At 41.4% G+C, this 16,246-nt stretch carries 16 protein-coding genes and 1 pseudogene; 11 read left to right on the forward strand and 6 right to left on the reverse strand.

Annotated features, from left to right (window positions below; genetic code table 11):
* Positions 1-179 precede the first annotated feature (179 nt).
* From infA to trxB, 4 genes are all read right to left on the reverse strand, one after another.
* Positions 180-398, reverse strand: coding sequence for a translation initiation factor IF-1 (gene infA, locus MTF64_RS05970; RefSeq protein ID WP_002962494.1), 219 nt, complete (start codon positions 396-398; stop codon positions 180-182).
* Between the two features lie 90 nt (positions 399-488).
* Positions 489-1,193: an arginyltransferase gene (locus MTF64_RS05975; protein WP_248450888.1), complete on the reverse strand. Its 705-nt coding sequence runs from the start codon at positions 1,191-1,193 to the stop codon at positions 489-491.
* Positions 1,186-1,902, reverse strand: a complete 717-nt coding sequence (aat, locus tag MTF64_RS05980) for a leucyl/phenylalanyl-tRNA--protein transferase (RefSeq protein WP_248450889.1) — start codon at positions 1,900-1,902, stop codon at positions 1,186-1,188. The genes MTF64_RS05975 and aat overlap by 8 nt, the downstream gene beginning before the upstream one ends.
* 93 nt (positions 1,903-1,995) lie before the next feature.
* Positions 1,996-2,946, reverse strand: coding sequence for a thioredoxin-disulfide reductase (gene trxB / locus MTF64_RS05985; protein WP_024033489.1), 951 nt, complete (start codon positions 2,944-2,946; stop codon positions 1,996-1,998).
* Positions 2,947-3,233: 287 nt separating this feature from the next.
* Here trxB and pssA point away from each other — a divergent pair, with 287 nt between their 5' ends.
* Positions 3,234-4,559 carry a CDP-diacylglycerol--serine O-phosphatidyltransferase gene (gene pssA, locus MTF64_RS05990; RefSeq protein WP_248450890.1) on the forward strand — a complete coding sequence of 442 codons (1,326 nt, stop codon included), beginning with the start codon at positions 3,234-3,236 and terminating at the stop codon, positions 4,557-4,559.
* A 115-nt stretch (positions 4,560-4,674) separates the two neighbouring features.
* Here pssA and ald read toward each other — a convergent pair whose 3' ends face one another.
* Positions 4,675-5,796, reverse strand: a complete 1,122-nt coding sequence (gene ald / locus MTF64_RS05995) for an alanine dehydrogenase (RefSeq protein WP_004586748.1) — start codon at positions 5,794-5,796, stop codon at positions 4,675-4,677.
* Between the two features lie 142 nt (positions 5,797-5,938).
* On the opposite strand from ald, the gene lrp reads away from it, so the two are divergent.
* The 6 genes from lrp to serS all read left to right on the forward strand — a co-directional run bounded on the left by lrp (position 5,939) and on the right by serS (position 12,750).
* A complete protein-coding gene (lrp, locus tag MTF64_RS06000) occupies positions 5,939-6,418 on the forward strand; it encodes a leucine-responsive transcriptional regulator Lrp (RefSeq protein ID WP_004586747.1) in 480 nt (159 codons plus the stop codon).
* Positions 6,419-6,572: 154 nt separating this feature from the next.
* A complete protein-coding gene (locus MTF64_RS06005; RefSeq protein WP_248450891.1) occupies positions 6,573-9,101 on the forward strand; it encodes a DNA translocase FtsK 4TM domain-containing protein in 2,529 nt (842 codons plus the stop codon).
* The gene (gene lolA, locus MTF64_RS06010; protein WP_029773538.1) at positions 9,101-9,727 is read left to right on the forward strand and encodes an outer membrane lipoprotein chaperone LolA; all 627 of its coding nucleotides are present in this window, start codon (positions 9,101-9,103) and stop codon (positions 9,725-9,727) included. The genes MTF64_RS06005 and lolA overlap by 1 nt, the downstream gene beginning before the upstream one ends.
* Entirely contained in the window at positions 9,720-11,063 is a 1,344-nt protein-coding gene (locus tag MTF64_RS06015) for a replication-associated recombination protein A (RefSeq protein WP_248450892.1), read from the forward strand. The genes lolA and MTF64_RS06015 overlap by 8 nt, the downstream gene beginning before the upstream one ends.
* Entirely contained in the window at positions 11,056-11,436 is a 381-nt protein-coding gene (crcB, locus tag MTF64_RS06020) for a fluoride efflux transporter CrcB (protein ID WP_004586743.1), read from the forward strand. Before MTF64_RS06015 ends, crcB begins: the two co-directional genes overlap by 8 nt.
* A 9-nt stretch (positions 11,437-11,445) precedes the next feature.
* Positions 11,446-12,750 (forward strand): serine--tRNA ligase, encoded by a 1,305-nt coding sequence (serS, locus tag MTF64_RS06025; protein WP_248450893.1) that lies wholly within the window; start codon positions 11,446-11,448, stop codon positions 12,748-12,750.
* 226 nt (positions 12,751-12,976) lie between these two features.
* Here serS and MTF64_RS06030 read toward each other — a convergent pair.
* Positions 12,977-13,917, reverse strand: a pseudogene (locus MTF64_RS06030) (integron integrase).
* A 270-nt stretch (positions 13,918-14,187) separates the two neighbouring features.
* Between MTF64_RS06030 and MTF64_RS06035 the strand changes: the two are divergent.
* From MTF64_RS06035 to MTF64_RS06050, 4 genes are all read left to right on the forward strand, one after another.
* Positions 14,188-14,535 (forward strand): DUF3024 domain-containing protein, encoded by a 348-nt coding sequence (locus MTF64_RS06035; protein WP_071951667.1) that lies wholly within the window; start codon positions 14,188-14,190, stop codon positions 14,533-14,535.
* A gap of 116 nt (positions 14,536-14,651) precedes the next feature.
* Positions 14,652-15,176: a hypothetical protein gene (locus MTF64_RS06040; RefSeq protein WP_248450894.1), complete on the forward strand. Its 525-nt coding sequence runs from the start codon at positions 14,652-14,654 to the stop codon at positions 15,174-15,176.
* 115 nt (positions 15,177-15,291) lie between these two features.
* A complete protein-coding gene (locus tag MTF64_RS06045) occupies positions 15,292-15,732 on the forward strand; it encodes a hypothetical protein (RefSeq protein ID WP_126006994.1) in 441 nt (146 codons plus the stop codon).
* A 73-nt stretch (positions 15,733-15,805) separates the two neighbouring features.
* Positions 15,806-16,207 (forward strand): hypothetical protein, encoded by a 402-nt coding sequence (locus tag MTF64_RS06050; protein WP_248450895.1) that lies wholly within the window; start codon positions 15,806-15,808, stop codon positions 16,205-16,207.
* Positions 16,208-16,246 lie beyond the last annotated feature (39 nt).

The raw sequence follows: 16,246 nt of genomic DNA on the forward strand, positions 1-16,246 counted from the left end.
ATGGGTATATAAATTAGCCTGCGCGATACGCGTGGGCTTTTTTATAGGCAACAAAAAACCCAGCAAAAGCTGGGTTTTTTGTTTATTAAATGTAATTGCTAGTCAGTACCATCAATTACATTTAATAAACGCTTTAAGCTAGTTATTCACTAGCCAAAAACTAAATCTCGTTTACGCACTTAGCGAGCACGGAATACGATACGTCCTTTCGATAAATCGTAAGGAGTCATTTCTACCGTTACTTTATCGCCGGTTAAAATACGGATATAGTTTTTGCGCATTTTACCTGAAATATGAGCCACAACTACGTGACCATTTTCTAGCTCAACTCGGAACATTGTATTTGGTAAAGTATCAAGGACTGTCCCTTGCATTTCGATTACGTCTTCTTTCGCCATGTTTAGCGTAACACCTCTTTAATAGTTAAACGCTGCAGATTTTGCCCAAAATACGCCAATAAGTAAAGGCGCAGCGGGCATTTTTGCAAATTAAATAGCCAACCACTGGTCATTAACGTGTTTTTGCGCGGGTAAAAACTGAGTTTTGTATTTCATTTTGGTGCATTCATCGATTTGGTAGCCCAAATACACAAATTCTTTATTTTGCTGTTTGGCAAATTCGAGCTGCTGTAAAATCATCACAGTCCCTAAACTGTAGTGCTCAAAGTCGGGATCGAAAAACGTATAAATAGCCGAGACAGCGTTATCCATGCAATCTGTTACGGCCACTGCAACTAAAGTGTCTTGGTGCCAAAGCTCAATAAACGTTATTTCTAACCAGCTACAAAATAAAAAGCTTTGAAACTGTTCTAAGTTAGGCGGAAACATAGTGCCGTCGCTGTGGCGCATTGAAATGTATGTACTATAAAGTGGATAATATTCTTCGCGCTTAGCGTGTGTGTATTTAACTTCAAAGTTTGCTTTTACTTTATTTAGTTTTCTTTTTTGTGACTTTGAAGGGAGAAACTCTTGGGCTAACACTCGCACCGAGTTACAGGCGCTACACGAAGGGCAGTGCGGTCGATAAATTTGGTTACCACTGCGCCTAAAACCGAGCGATAAAAGCATCTCAAATTTATGCGTGCTGTAACAGGTCGGGTCAAGTATTACCAATAATTGCTCTTGCCTGTCAGGTAAATAGCTACAAGCAAACTCTTGGCTAAGGCCAACGCGTGCAGGAATGTGTTCACTCATAAATTGCTGTTAACTCCTGTGGTTGCCACATGGTTGAGTTGAGGGTGTAAGCATTTGCTCGTTTAAGTTTAGTCAAAAATTCTGAGCGAGGGATCACTTTTGCGCCTAAAGAGGTTAAATATGGGTTTTCTAGTTGGCAGTCAATAAAATGTGCGTTATGGCGTTTTAACCAATTAACTAACGCCCACATGGCCAGTTTTGAGCAATTAGTTTGATGATGAAACATCGACTCGCCACAAAAAACGCCATTTTGCATAATGCCATACAGCCCACCGGCAAGTTCGCCGTCTTGCCATACCTCAACACTATGCGCAATATTAGCGTCATGTGCAGCAATATAAGCGCTTAACATATCGTTTGTTATCCATGTGCCTTCGGTGTCTATACGTTGCTCACAGCACGCTTCTATCACCTCAGCAAAGGCATTGTTAATAGTTACTTTAACAGGGTGCTTTTTTAAATGTTTACGCAAGCTTTTACTTATATGAAAGTCATTTAGCTCTACAATGCCGCGTTCACTTGGCGACCACCACATAATGGGCTCACCTTCGCTAAACCATGGGAAAATACCCATTTTATAGGCATTACTTAAGCGCTTTACAGATAAATCGCCGCCTATGGCAAGCAGTCCATCGGGGGAGGTAAGTGCATATTCGGGATTTGGAAATGCTATATCGGTTTCACTTAGTTGGTATAGCTGGTTTCTCATAGAGGGCTTAACTTATTAATTATCATAAAAGTGTAACTATATTTTAGGCATAAAAAAAGGCTGAACTAACAGCCTTTATTAATTTTGTAGCGTTTATAGGTTATCTAAGAAACGCTCTGCATCTAGGGCTGCCATACAGCCTGTACCTGCAGACGTAATTGCTTGACGGTAAATATGATCAGACACATCACCTGCGGCAAATACGCCAGGTACGCTTGTTTGTGTAGCGTTACCGTTAAGACCAGACTCAACTACTAAATAGCCGTCTTTCATTTCTAGTTGGCCTTCAAACATGTCGGTATTTGGCTTATGGCCGATAGCAATAAACACACCCGCTAAATCAAGCTCTTCGGTAGCATCAGATTGCGTATCTTTAATGCGTACGCCAGTTACACCCATGTCATCGCCAAGTACTTCGTCTAGCGTACGATTGTAGTGCATTACTACGTTACCATTTTGTGCTTTTTCGTTAAGACGATCAGCAAGGATTTTTTCACTGCGGAAGCTATCACGACGGTGAATAACGTGTACTTCATCCGCAATGTTAGATAAGTAAAGTGCTTCTTCTACAGCAGTGTTACCACCACCTACAACGGCAACTTTACGCCCTTTATAGAAAAAACCATCACATGTAGCACATGCAGATACACCACGACCTTGAAAATTAGTTTCAGACTCTAAGCCTAAGTATTTAGCCGATGCACCAGTGGCAATAATTAATGCATCACATGTGTAAGTACCTTGGTCGCCAGTAAGCGTGAACGGGCGCTTAGACACATCTACTTTATTAATGTGGTCAAACACAATTTCCGTTTCAAAGCGCTCAGCGTGCTCTTTCATACGGTCCATTAATGCAGGGCCTGTTAAACCGTGCGCATCGCCTGGCCAGTTTTCAACTTCAGTTGTGGTCGTTAATTGGCCACCTTGTTGAATGCCGGTAATTAAAACGGGGTTTAAATTTGCACGTGCGGCGTATACTGCGGCAGTGTAACCCGCAGGGCCAGAGCCTAAAATTAGTAACTTAGAGTGTTTTGCTTCAGTCATGATCTTTTCCTAAACGTTTAATACTGAACTTAATGGCTTCGATTCTAAGAAAAACAAGGCACAAGTAAACAAATTATGTGAATATTTTTTTCTGACAAAATTAAAAGCTGTGCAATATTATGTACTGACTTTGTCTTGAACGATAAAAAAGCCCGCGTAAAGGCTAAAAAACAAACAGATGAGCAACAAAGCTTCGTTAATTCATGACCCGTTAGTATTTTTTTGATATGTTTTACCTAATTTTATTTGTCACTGATAGATTATGTGACCTTAGTGAATAGGCAACTATGTTATTTTGGCAGGAAAAACCCGCATTTGGGTTGACTTCAAAAGACGTTAACGTCTTAACCAACGCACAAGAGTACCGTACGCAATTGCTACGTTTAATTAGCAATGCAAAAAAAAGAATCTACATTACGGCACTTTATTTACAAGATGACGAAGCAGGGCGCGAAATACTTGAAGCGCTGCATCGTGTGTCGTTGGCAAACCCCAACCTTGAAATAAAAGTGTTGGTTGATTTTCATCGTGCTCAACGTGGTCTTATTGGTGCAAAAAAATCAGACGGTAACGCAAGTTTATATTGTGACTATTTAGAAAAATTTAAATCAAACGTACAAGTTTACGGTGTGCCAGTTAAAGCCAAAGAGTTGTTTGGTGTGTTACACCTTAAAGGTTTTGTTGTAGATGATACTTTATTATACAGCGGCGCCAGCTTAAATAACGTGTACTTACAATACAACGAACGCTACAGGCTCGACCGTTACTTTTTAGTTGACCAAGCAGCACTGTGCGACTCTGTGGTTGATTTTATTGAGTCTAAGCTAATAGGCTCGCAAGCCGTGCCACGTATTGATACACGCCCGCTTAGGCGCCTAATAGACTTTAAGTTTGAACAAAAGCAATTAATGCGCGAGCTAAAGTCGGCCAGTTATGCAAACCCAACTACGCCCAATACCGACCCACTCGGTGTGCGTTTGTTTTTAGGTTTAGGGCGTCGTAATAATAGCCTTAACCGATTAATTAAAAACTTGTTTGATACCACAGAGCAAGAGCTTGTACTTTACACACCGTATTTTAATTTTCCGGCGCCGCTTATGCGCTCATTACGTCGATTATTAAAACAAGGTAAGCAAGTAACCATTGTAGTAGGTGATAAAACTGCAAACGATTTTTATCTGCCGCCAAGTGAGCCGTTTAGTAAAATTGGTGCACTCCCGTATTTATACGAAACTATTTTGCATAAATTTGTAAAATCGCAAAAGCGCCATATAGATAACGGCAATTTAAACGTGTATTTATGGAAGCACGAGAGTAACTCGTTTCACTTAAAAGGTATTTGCGCCGACCGACAACGCCACTTATTAAGCGGTCATAACCTTAATCCACGAGCGTGGGGCCTTGATATCGAAAACGGTATTTTAATTGAAGACCCACAGCAAAGTATTATGCAAGCCATAGATAACGAAAAGCAGGAAATTTTAAAACACTGCCGCCGTCTAACTGGGCCAAATGATTTAGAAACAGTAGAAAATTACCCGCAACCGGTTAAAAAGCTACTTGGTCAGGCTAAACGCGTAAAAGTTGATTTTATAATTAAGCGTTTTATATAAATTAATTTATATAGTCAAAATTTAGATACAAAAAAAGCAGCTAATTAGCTGCTTTTTTATTGTTTGTAGTTAGGTAACTATTTTGTTCAATAACACCTAACGACTAAACGCAAAATTACGCGTTTTCTACTGCAGTACGAGGGTCAACATATTCCATGTTGAACGCTTCAGCTACTTCTTTGTAAGTTACTTGGCCTTTAATTACGTTTAAGCCTTTTAAGAAGTGCGCGTCATCTAGTAGTGCCTTTTTGTAACCTTTGTTTGCAAGGTTAATAATAAACGGCAATGTTGCATTGTTAAGTGCAAAGGTAGAAGTACGCGGTACTGCACCTGGCATGTTAGCAACACAGTAGTGAACAACTTCATCAACAATGTATGTAGGATCAGCGTGTGTTGTTGCTTTAGAAGTTGCAATACAACCACCTTGGTCAATAGCAACATCAACAATTGCAGAGCCTGGCTTCATTGCTTTAATGTGATCGGCTGTTACTAGTTTAGGTGCTGCAGCACCTGGAATTAGTACGCCACCAATTACTAAGTCGGCTTCTAGTACGTGTTTTTCTAGTGCGTCAGCCGTTGAGTAAATCGCTTTAACTTTGTTACCAAATTGCGCGTCTAGTGCACGAAGTACATCAATGTTGCGGTCAAGTACTACAACGTCTGCGCCCATGCCAACAGCCATTTGCGCTGCGCTACGACCCACCATGCCGCCGCCAATTACAACAACCTTAGCAGCTTCAACACCTGGTACGCCACCAAGTAACATGCCACGGCCGTGGTTAGATTTTTCAAGCGCTTGTGCACCGGCCTGAATAGACATACGACCTGCTACTTCACTCATTGGTGCAAGAAGCGGTAAGCCGCCACGTGCATCAGTCACTGTTTCGTAAGCAATACAAATCGCTTTGCTTTTAACAAGGTCTTCAGTTTGTGGAAGATCAGGTGCAAGGTGAAGGTAAGTAAATAAAATTTGGTCTTCGCGTAGCATTGCACGCTCAACAGCTTGTGGCTCTTTTACTTTTACGATCATGTCTGCTTTTGCAAAAACATCAGCTGCAGTGGCTAAAATTTCAGCGCCAGCTTGTGTGTAATCTTCGTTAGTAAAACCAATGCCCATACCTGCATCTGTTTCAACAATCACTTGGTGGCCGTGATTTACTAATTCACGAACACTCGCAGGAACCATACCTACACGGTATTCATGGTTTTTAATTTCTTTAGGTACACCAATAATCATAAAATTTGCCTTATTAAGAACGGATTAACATTTTTCACTATTATATTCATCATAAGGCAGTGTGTCTCACCTTTTTTAAAAGGCTAGCCAGTGTTATTATCTAAATAATATAAATAAACAGAATATTAAACTAGTTGGGTGTATGCATCAGTTATTAGATAGAATTGACCGTAAAATTTTAATGGAATTACAGCACGATGGACGCCTTTCTAATGTAGAACTGGCCCGACGAGTTGGCCTGAGCGCCACGCCCTGTCTAGAGCGCGTAAAAAAGTTAGAACGTGAAGGTTATATACTTGGCTATAAAGCGGTGGTTGATCCAGCAAAGCTTGGCCAAGGCTTATCTGTGTATGTTGAGGTAACCATTACCAAAACATCGCCCGACGTATTTGATGAGTTTAGTGCGGCGGTTAAACAGCACGAAGAGATAATAGAGTGTCACTTGGTATCGGGTAATTTTGATTTTTTATTAAAAACACGCGTAAACGATATGTCAGAATACCGAGGTGTACTAGGCGACATTCTTTTAAAGCTGCCAAACGTGAGTGAGAGCCGCACCTATGTAGTAATGGAAGAAGTAAAAGGTGAAGACGGCGTAATAATTCGCCCTTACATTGCGTAAATTTAACCGCAAAAGATAAACACACTCTAATTTATAAAAACTTGTTCATAATCAGGCCATACACATTAAGATAGAGTGCATCAAATTGCATTTCCTGCTAAGGTATTTGATTGCAAGCAAGTGCCAATAGAACAATAAAGAGGGATAGGAAGTTATGCGCCTAAACGGTGTGCAAAGACTATTAGAAACAGGGCTGATCATCAGTACCTTTGCGGCAATATTCATTTTATGTGCTTTAATCAGCTTTGATCCCGCTGACCCTGCGTGGTCGCAAACGGGTGAATTTAGAAACGTAAAAAATATTACAGGCACTGCTGGTGCTTGGGTGGCCGATATATTATTACTGTCATTTGGTTGGCTTGCTTATTTAGTGCCAGCCGCTATTCAGCTGTTTGGCTATTTATTATTTAAACAACCTCATCGTATTTTACAGCTCGATTACACCACACTTGCCTTGCGAGTTATTGGCTTTGCTTTATTTATTACCTCAGCAACGGCAATCAGCAGTATTAACTTTGATGATATTTATAACTTTTCATCCGGTGGGGTAGTGGGCGATGTGATTGCATCGGCCATGATGCCAGCATTTAACTTTACCGGTACCTCTATACTATTATTGTGCTTCTTTTTTGCTGGGCTTACTTTATTAACCGGTGTGTCGTGGGTTGAATTTGTAGACTACCTCGGCGATTTAGTGGTTAGAGGCTACCGTTACACTGCTAATTACGCCCAAGGTTGGATGCAACGAGAGCGTATTGCGGCAAATCTGGTGCAAGCCGATGCGCAATTTAATGATGATTCTGACGATTATGAAAAAAGCGATACCACACTCGAGCAATCATTAGAATTTGAACAAGAGCCTGCTAAAAGTAAAAAACCAGCTAAACAAAAAGCCATTACTAAAGAGCAACCTACCTTTAGCGAGCCGCAAATTAGTGATGACTACAGCCCATTTGATGAGCTAGACGATATACTCGACCAAGAAATTGGCTTTAGCGCCATAGACGATGAGCCAATGGATACAGCGGCTGCACTTAACGCGCTTGACCAAAGCCAAGTTGTTGAGCCTGAAAAACCGGTTACCACGGTGGTATCGCCAGCAAGACCTATGCCTAAGCCAAAACCTGCATATCAGCCACCGCCAACAGCAAAAGAAAAATTTGAAGAGTTACTTGATAAAGAGCCACCGCCAGGGCCATTACCGTCGCTTGATTTACTCGACAGACCGGATAAAGCAAAAAACCCGATATCGGAAGAAGAGCTTGAAAGTGTATCGCGTCTTGTTGAAACAAAATTACTCGACTTTAACGTACAAGCAAAAGTGGTTGGCGTATACCCAGGCCCAGTTGTAACACGTTTTGAGCTTGATTTAGCGCCGGGTATAAAGGTGTCTAAAATTACTGGTTTATCAAAAGATTTAGCCCGTTCGTTATCGGCAATTAGCGTACGTGTGGTTGAGGTGATCCCAGGTAAAACTTACATAGGGATAGAGCTGCCTAACAAGTACCGCGAAATTGTACGTTTATCTGAGGTAATTAACGCCCCTAAATTTGAGCAAAATCCATCGCCACTAACCATGGTGTTAGGTAAAGATATTGCAGGGCAACCTGTGTGTGCCGATTTAGGTAAAATGCCCCATTTACTGGTAGCGGGTACCACGGGTTCGGGTAAGTCAGTGGGCGTTAATGTAATGATATTAAGCTTACTGTACAAATCGGGCCCTGATGATGTTCGTATGATCATGATTGACCCTAAAATGCTTGAGCTTTCGGTTTACGAAGGTATTCCGCACCTATTGTGTGAAGTTGTTACCGACATGAAAGAAGCGGCTAACGCGTTGCGTTGGTGTGTAGGCGAAATGGAACGCCGTTATAAATTAATGTCGGCGTTGGGTGTACGTAACTTAAAAGGTTACAACCAAAAAGTACTTGAGGCCAAAGAAGCGGGTTACCCGATTCTTGACCCATTATTTAAAGACACCGACGGCATGAAAGAAGGCCCAGACGAATTAGATAAATTACCGAGCATAGTGGTAGTAATAGACGAATTTGCCGACATGATGATGATTGTAGGTAAAAAAGTTGAAGAACTTATTGCCCGTATTGCGCAAAAAGCGCGTGCCGCAGGTATACATTTAGTACTTGCAACACAGCGCCCATCGGTAGATGTAATTACCGGCTTAATTAAAGCCAATATACCTACGCGTATGGCGTTTCAGGTGTCGAGCAAAATAGACTCGCGTACCATATTGGATCAACAAGGCGCCGAAAACCTATTAGGTATGGGTGATATGCTTTACTTACCGCCAGGCACAAGCGTACCAGAGCGTGTGCATGGCGCATTTGTAGACGACCATGAAGTACATGCGGTAGTAAACGATTGGAAAGCACGCGGTAAACCTAATTACATTGATGAAATTTTAAATGGTGATGCCACAGAAGATGTTTTATTACCAGGTGAAACCAGTGAAAACGCAGATGAAGAGTCAGATCCGCTATACGACGAAGCCGTTGCGTTTGTAATCGAAACCGGCAAAGTATCGGTATCGTCAGTACAACGTAAATTACGTGTTGGCTATAACCGCGCAGCACGACTAGTAGAACAAATGGAAACATCGGGTATCGTGAGTTCACCAGGCCATAACGGCGCTCGCGATGTATTAGTACCTAATGGAGCAAATTAATGAAAAAATTAAACAGTTTATTATTAGTGCTTGGCAGTTTAATTGCCACGCCTAGCTTTGCTGATGACAGCCAAGCACTGCAAGACAAACTCGCAACCCTTAAAAGTTTTAAAGCGCAGTTTTCTCAAAACGTAACCGATCCGCAAGGCCAAGCGGTTATGCAAGGCGAGGGCACAATTGCCCTTAAACAACCTATGATGATCCGCTGGCAGCAAACAAACCCAGACGATACCTTATTTGTATCAAATGGTGACAAAACCTATTACTTCGACAGCTTTGCTGAGCAAGTAACTATTATGGATACCCATAGCCTTATAGATTCAACACCGTTTGTACTGCTTACTTCAAAAGATCCCGCACAATGGGAAAAATACAGTGTTCAAGCTACAGACTCTGGCTTTAGTGTAACGCCAAATAAAGGCGTAGAAAGCCAAGTAGAGCAACTTGATATTACCTTTGCAGGTAACGAGCAAGGCCTTGCTAAGTTAGTTGTGACGGATAATTCTGGTCAGCTTTCGTCGTTTAGTTTTAACAATGCACAAGTAAATACCTCGCTTGATACAAGCACCTTTGAATTTACCCCACCAGAGGGTGTAGAAATAGACGATCAGAGTAACGGTGAATAATTTAGGCTTTAACTTTGGGCCCGATGTACGCCCACTTGCGGCGCGCATGCGCCCAACAACGCTTGACGAATACATAGGTCAGCAGCATTTACTAAGTAGCGACAAGCCCTTGCACCAAGCCATTGTTGCAGGGCGTTGCCACAGCTTAATTTTGTGGGGGCCGCCTGGGGTAGGTAAAACCACCCTTGCGCAAATTATTGCAAACCACGCCGATGCCGAACTTATACAAATGTCGGCTGTGACCGCAGGCGTAAAAGATATTCGCGACAGCGTAATGCAAGCGCACGATAACCTACAAAGCCGCGGGCAACGCACCTTAATGTTTGTGGATGAAGTACACCGTTTTAATAAATCGCAGCAAGATGCATTTTTACCTCACATAGAAGACGGCACTTTTATATTTGTAGGCGCGACAACCGAAAACCCCTCATTTGCACTTAATAATGCGATTTTATCGCGTGCACGCGTGTATGTTTTAAAGTCGCTAGCCGATACCGACCTATACACAGTGATAGAGCGCGCACTTAAGCAAGATGAGCAACTAAACCAAAAAAACATTGTTATTGCCGATAACGCCAAACAAGCGCTTTGCCAAGCAAGCGGCGGCGATGCCCGTAAAGTGTTAAACCTGCTTGAGCAAGCGGTTGATTTAACGAGTGAGCAAAACGGCACATACAACGTAGATGAGCACGTATTAAGCCAAGTACTACCAACCCATTTAGCTAAATACGATAAAGGCGGCGATGAATTTTACGATTTAATATCGGCTTTTCATAAATCAGTACGAGGCAGCTCACCCGATGGTGCGCTGTATTGGTATTGCCGTATTTTAGCCGGTGGCGGCGACCCTCTTTATGTAGCAAGGCGTTTACTTGCCATTGCCACAGAAGACATAGGTAATGCCGACCCACGGGCAATGGAAGTGGCGTTAAACGCATGGGATATATTTCAGCGTGTAGGCCCAAGCGAGGGCGAACGCGCCATTGCTCAAGCCACTTTATATTTAGCCAGCGCACCTAAAAGTAATGCGGTTTATATGGCATTTAACCAAGCAAAAGCTGATGCCAAAAACGAGCCAAGCTACCCAGTGCCAGAGCATTTACGAAACGCGCCTACAAACCTAATGAAAGATTTAGGCTATGGCGCCGAGTATCGCTACGCACATAACGAAGAGGGTGCCTTTGCCGCTGGTGAAAAATATTTACCGCCAGAAATTCAAGACAAACACTATTATTTACCGAGCGATCGTGGCCTTGAGCAAAAAATTAAGCAAAAGCTTGATTACTTAAAAGATCGCGACGCGCAAAGCCCACTTAAACGATACGAAAATGATTAAACTTTATATGATGATCGCCCTTGGCGGCGCCTCAGGAGCCTGTTTACGTTTTTTTATTAGCGAAACCATGCTAAAACTCCTTGGTAGGGGATTCCCTTTTGGCACGTTGACGGTTAATATTCTGGGTTCATTGTTAATGGGCATTTTGTACGGTTTGATAGAGAAAGAAATTATCGCCACAAGCCCCGCTAAAACCCTTATTGGTATTGGCTTTTTAGGTGCGTTAACCACCTTTTCAACATTCTCAATGGACTCGTTGTTGTTATTACAACAAGGTCACTTTATTAAAATGGCCCTCAATATCATCTTAAATGTGATGATCTGTATTTTTATGGCTTGGCTGGGCCTTCAGCTGGTAATGCAAAAAGGTTAAAAAACTAACATGTTAGATTCTAAATATTTACGACAAGACGTTGAGCAAACTGCAGCACGCTTAGCGGCTCGTGGCTACGAGCTTGATATTGCAAAAGTGACAGAACTTGAAGAACAACGCAAAACATTACAAGTAAAAACGCAAGAGCTTCAAAGTCAACGTAACGCCAGTGCTAAAGCCATTGGCCAAGCAAAAGCAAAAGGCGAAGACGCACAACCACTACTAGACGCAGTGGCAAATTTAGGCAGCGAATTAGACGCAACTAAAAAAGCGCAAGACGAAGTACTCAACGCCATTAACGAAATTGCTTTAGCAATTCCAAACTTGCCAGACGAATCAGTACCAGAAGGCGCTGATGAAGACGACAACGTTGAAATACTTACCTGGGGCACGCCTAAAAAGTACGACTTTGAAGTAAAAGATCACGTAGACGTAGGGCAAGACCTAAACGGCCTAGACTTTGAAATGGGCGTTAAAATTAGTGGCGCACGTTTTACAGTAATGCGCGGCCAAGTAGCGCGTATGCACCGTGCACTTACGCAATACATGCTAGATACCCACACAGATAAAAACGGCTATACAGAAATGTATGTACCGTACTTAGTAAATAGCGCAAGCCTTTACGGTACAAGCCAATTACCTAAGTTTGCAGGCGATTTATTCCATACATTAGGCCTAGTAAACGACGACGGTGAACAACAAGCTGGCTTTAGCTTAATCCCAACAGCAGAAGTACCGCTGACTAATAGCGCACGTGACGAAATTTACGAAGAAAGCGATTTACCGATTCGCTTAACTGCGCACACGCCGTGTTTTAGAAGTGAAGCGGGCAGCTACGGTCGTGATACACGCGGCTTAATTCGCCAGCATCAGTTTGATAAAGTTGAACTAGTTCAACTAGTAAAACCAGAAGATTCAATGCAAGCGCTTGAAGAGCTAACAGGCCACGCAGAGCAAATTTTACAAGCACTAGAACTACCATACCGTAAAGTAATTTTATGTATGGGCGATATGGGCTTTGGCGCAGCTAAAACATACGACTTAGAAGTATGGTTACCGGCCCAAGATACCTACCGCGAAATTTCGTCTTGTTCAAATATGGTCGACTTCCAAGCGCGCCGTATGCAAGCACGTTTTCGCCGTGAAGGTGCTAAAAAGCCAGAGTTACTACATACACTAAATGGTTCAGGTTTAGCGGTTGGCCGTACCCTCGTAGCCATACTAGAAAACTACCAACAAGCCGATGGTTCAGTAGTCGTACCAGAAGTATTACGCCCGTACATGGGTGGACTTGAAGTGATTGGGAAAGTTTAAAGTACTAGCTGTAAGTTTTTAGCTATCAGCTATAAGTAGAAAAGCCGCTTTTTTAACGAACAGCGGTTTTTTTGTTTTAGGAAAAGGTTCGAGGTTAAAGGTAAAAGCTGAGATATTAATTCGCAGTGAAATTCATTGTGTAAGAATCGGCTTCATACATATCGGCGCTATTTTTGTATAAGGCGTACTTTAACGCGTGACACACAATTAAAAACTTTTGCTGGTTTTATAATCTCGAAAATGGGCTTACAACACCATTGGCTCCTTGTTGTAAAACATGAGTATATATTTGGGTTGTTCGCACATCACTATGGCCTAATTGTGCCTGAACCGTGCGAATATCAGCGCCACTTTGCAATAGGTGCGTTGCAAATGAATGGCGTAAGGTATGTGGTGTAACGTGTTTCCTAATTTTTGCATCGTCAGCAGCCTGTTTAACAGCGCGTTGTAATTGCTCTTCATCAATATGATGACGCCTCAGCTGCTTACTCTCAGGATCAATGCTTAATTTATGTGATGAAAATAAATATTGCCACCCTAATTGTTTGTTATGGTTTGGATATTTTTTACGTAACAAATGCGGCATGTAAGCGCCGCTATATAAAGGGTTTTTCAGATCTAATTGCAGGTAACTATCAACTAATTGTATTTGAGAACGTAATTGCGGTATGAGCTCTACTGCAAGCGTTACAACACGATTTTTACCTCCTTTGCCATCCCAAATTCGAATGCAGTTATAGTCAATGTCAATATCGTGTACTCGTAAACGCAGTACCTCCATTAATCGCATACCACTGCCATAAAGTAGTCCACAGGGTAAATAATGCTTCGCAGAGCACACTTTAAAAAAATTATTTATTTCCTGCTGCGTTAAAACTACCGGTAGTTTAGTTGCTCGTTTGCTCTTAATAAAACCTAATGATAATGAGAGTGGCTTTTTAATCACTTCTTTAAATAAAAAGCACAACGCATTTAAGGCTTGTGTTTGAGTATTAGGAGCAACATTTTGTTGGTTGACTAAATGATTTAAAAAAGTTCGACCTCATTATCTCCCATCGTTGTTGGGTACCTCATAGAGTTAAAACAAATAAACGAAGCTATCCAGTATAAATACGCTTTAATGGTACTTTTAGCATAACGCTTTAGATACATTTGTTCGGCTATCATAGTTAAAAAGGTGATTTCATGATATGAATCTCTAGTAAAATTTAACTGTATATATAGACAGTGCATATTGTTTTGTCCAATATTACTGATCTCCACTATTTCGGTGTATTTTCGCACTGAATAAAAATAATTTTCAGTTAACTAATTGTTTACAGGTGTTTATTTGATGGTTAAGATAAATGCATTGTAATATATGGACATTTGTCGGTTTATAAAACGACAAATGTCGTAGACAAAATTGTTATGTGACAGGTGGAAAATTAAACTTTTATGGCCTTAAGTGAATTCGAAATAAAGAAGATAGAAAAAGCTGCCAACGCTTTTTTAAATAAGCGTAGGCCACCAGTGCATATTAGAAATGAGTTAGACATTGGTTGGCGGCTGGAGAAGCAATCAGTTTATATATATGAAACGCGTCCTGTTTGGAACAGCCCAAATGAATATCATGACCTGGACATGGCTAAAGCAACTTTTATCCGCGCTCAAGGTAAATGGAAAATTTTCTGGATGCGACAAGATCTAAAATGGCATGGCTATGAGCCAAATATGTATGTAAAAACTATTGAGCAAGTCTTTGCCGTTATAGATCATGATGAATACGCTTGTTTTTTTGGGTAGGTCAAATAACAAAAAAATCAAGTTCGCCCGCTGCGCGGGCTGGGACGCAAACACGCGGGGCGGCTTCGCCATTATGCCCCACGCGCCTGCGCCCCTTATTTAAAAGTTAGGTTCCTATGAGATTACTCACGATTCTTGCTGTTGGATTTTTAGTGCTGGGGTGTTCTGACGAGTATAATCCTTTCAAAAACAGGGTAGAAAAAAGAGCAGAAGGCTTTTTGTCGAAACATCATAGTAGCTTAGAGCATTTGATTAAGTTGGCTGAGAAAGGAAAATTTGAGCTTGTTCAGTGGATAGATGAAGATGATGGTAAAAACCTGCCGGTAAATGTCGTTTCAATAAAAGGGACTAAAAAGAAAGTAGAAGTTTCTGATGGCCGACTTGACGAATTCATTTCATTCGCTAAAAGTAAAGGAATCAAATTAATTTGGTTTCAGTACTTTGATGGTGTTTGGTTTGTCATGAAGGCATTTTCTTATGAAGACAGTGGAAAGCGTCGAGAAGGCTATTTTTCTTTTGGTAATCCATCAAAAACAAGAATTTCCCATTTCGGCGAAGAAAATATGGGGTTCGCTATGCTTAACGAAAGCGAAAAGAATTGGTTTATGATCAAATGTAACATCCCTAAAACAGGAACCTAACAAGTTGCCAAAGTTCGCCGCAAAAAGCGCGGCTGGGACAAATACTCACTGGGCTTCGCCCAACAACGTTCGCATTTGCCCCTTGGCAAAGCGTTACAAGTCAAAGGAGTAAACCTTGAAGTATTTCTTATCATATCTCGCTGGTGTTTTTTCAACGCTGGCTGTGGGTGCACTTATAGCCTATTCAAACGGTGATACTGGTCCCGATAAAGAGCTTGTCTTTGTACCATTTGTTGAGAAAGCATTGGATCAAATTGACAGCTGGAAGGTTGCGGACTTTAAATCTCTAATGACAGAGGAAGGCTTCTCTCAGCAACCAGAGCAACAGTGGATTGCAATGCTTGAGCAAACGAAAAAGCTAGGCCAGATGACTTCGCATGAGGCACCAGAATTAGTTAATTGGACACACTTTAATTCATTTAATGGCAGTGACAAGACAGAAGCAATTTATACTACTGTTGTGCAATATGAAAATCGTAAGCTATCTGTGAAATTAACTCTGATTCACAAAGATGGTGTAACCAAAGTTCATGGCATCAGGTTTGATGATGCATAGGGTAGAAACTTGTAACAAAGCCAGCCAGAGGGACGTATTCAGCGCCCCTGCTGGCAGGCGTTAAGTGTAAAAAATGCTACGAGAACATCTTAAATATCCGAAAATGGATGCTGCTACAAAGGTATTTGAAAAGTTAGGCGTAGATGCATCAACTAGATTCGATGAAAAAGATCAAGATTTTGAATATACGTCGTGTAGGCTTGAAGAAACCGAACAGTATCTGGATCTTTATAAGCAAGAAAGTACAAGTGAATCAGAAAAGCGTGTGCTTGGCTGTTTTCTTTTCGAGTGCCTAAATGAGTATGTACAAAATAATGACAAGCAACACGAATTATTTAAAGAAGTAATGCATTTATTACATCGTGACGAGGATATTCATGAAACAGAAATTGAATACTGGACTAACACCGAAGAACCAAATGAAGAAAATTGGTGGCCAATTACAAATTATATATTACGCTGGAAAAACACTTAACAATCAATTCCAAGCGACCGCCTTCGGCGGCGCTTGAAT

The sequence above is a fragment of the Pseudoalteromonas sp. 2CM41L genome, assembly GCF_023161905.1.
Taxonomy (GTDB): Bacteria; Pseudomonadota; Gammaproteobacteria; order Enterobacterales; family Alteromonadaceae; genus Pseudoalteromonas; species Pseudoalteromonas atlantica.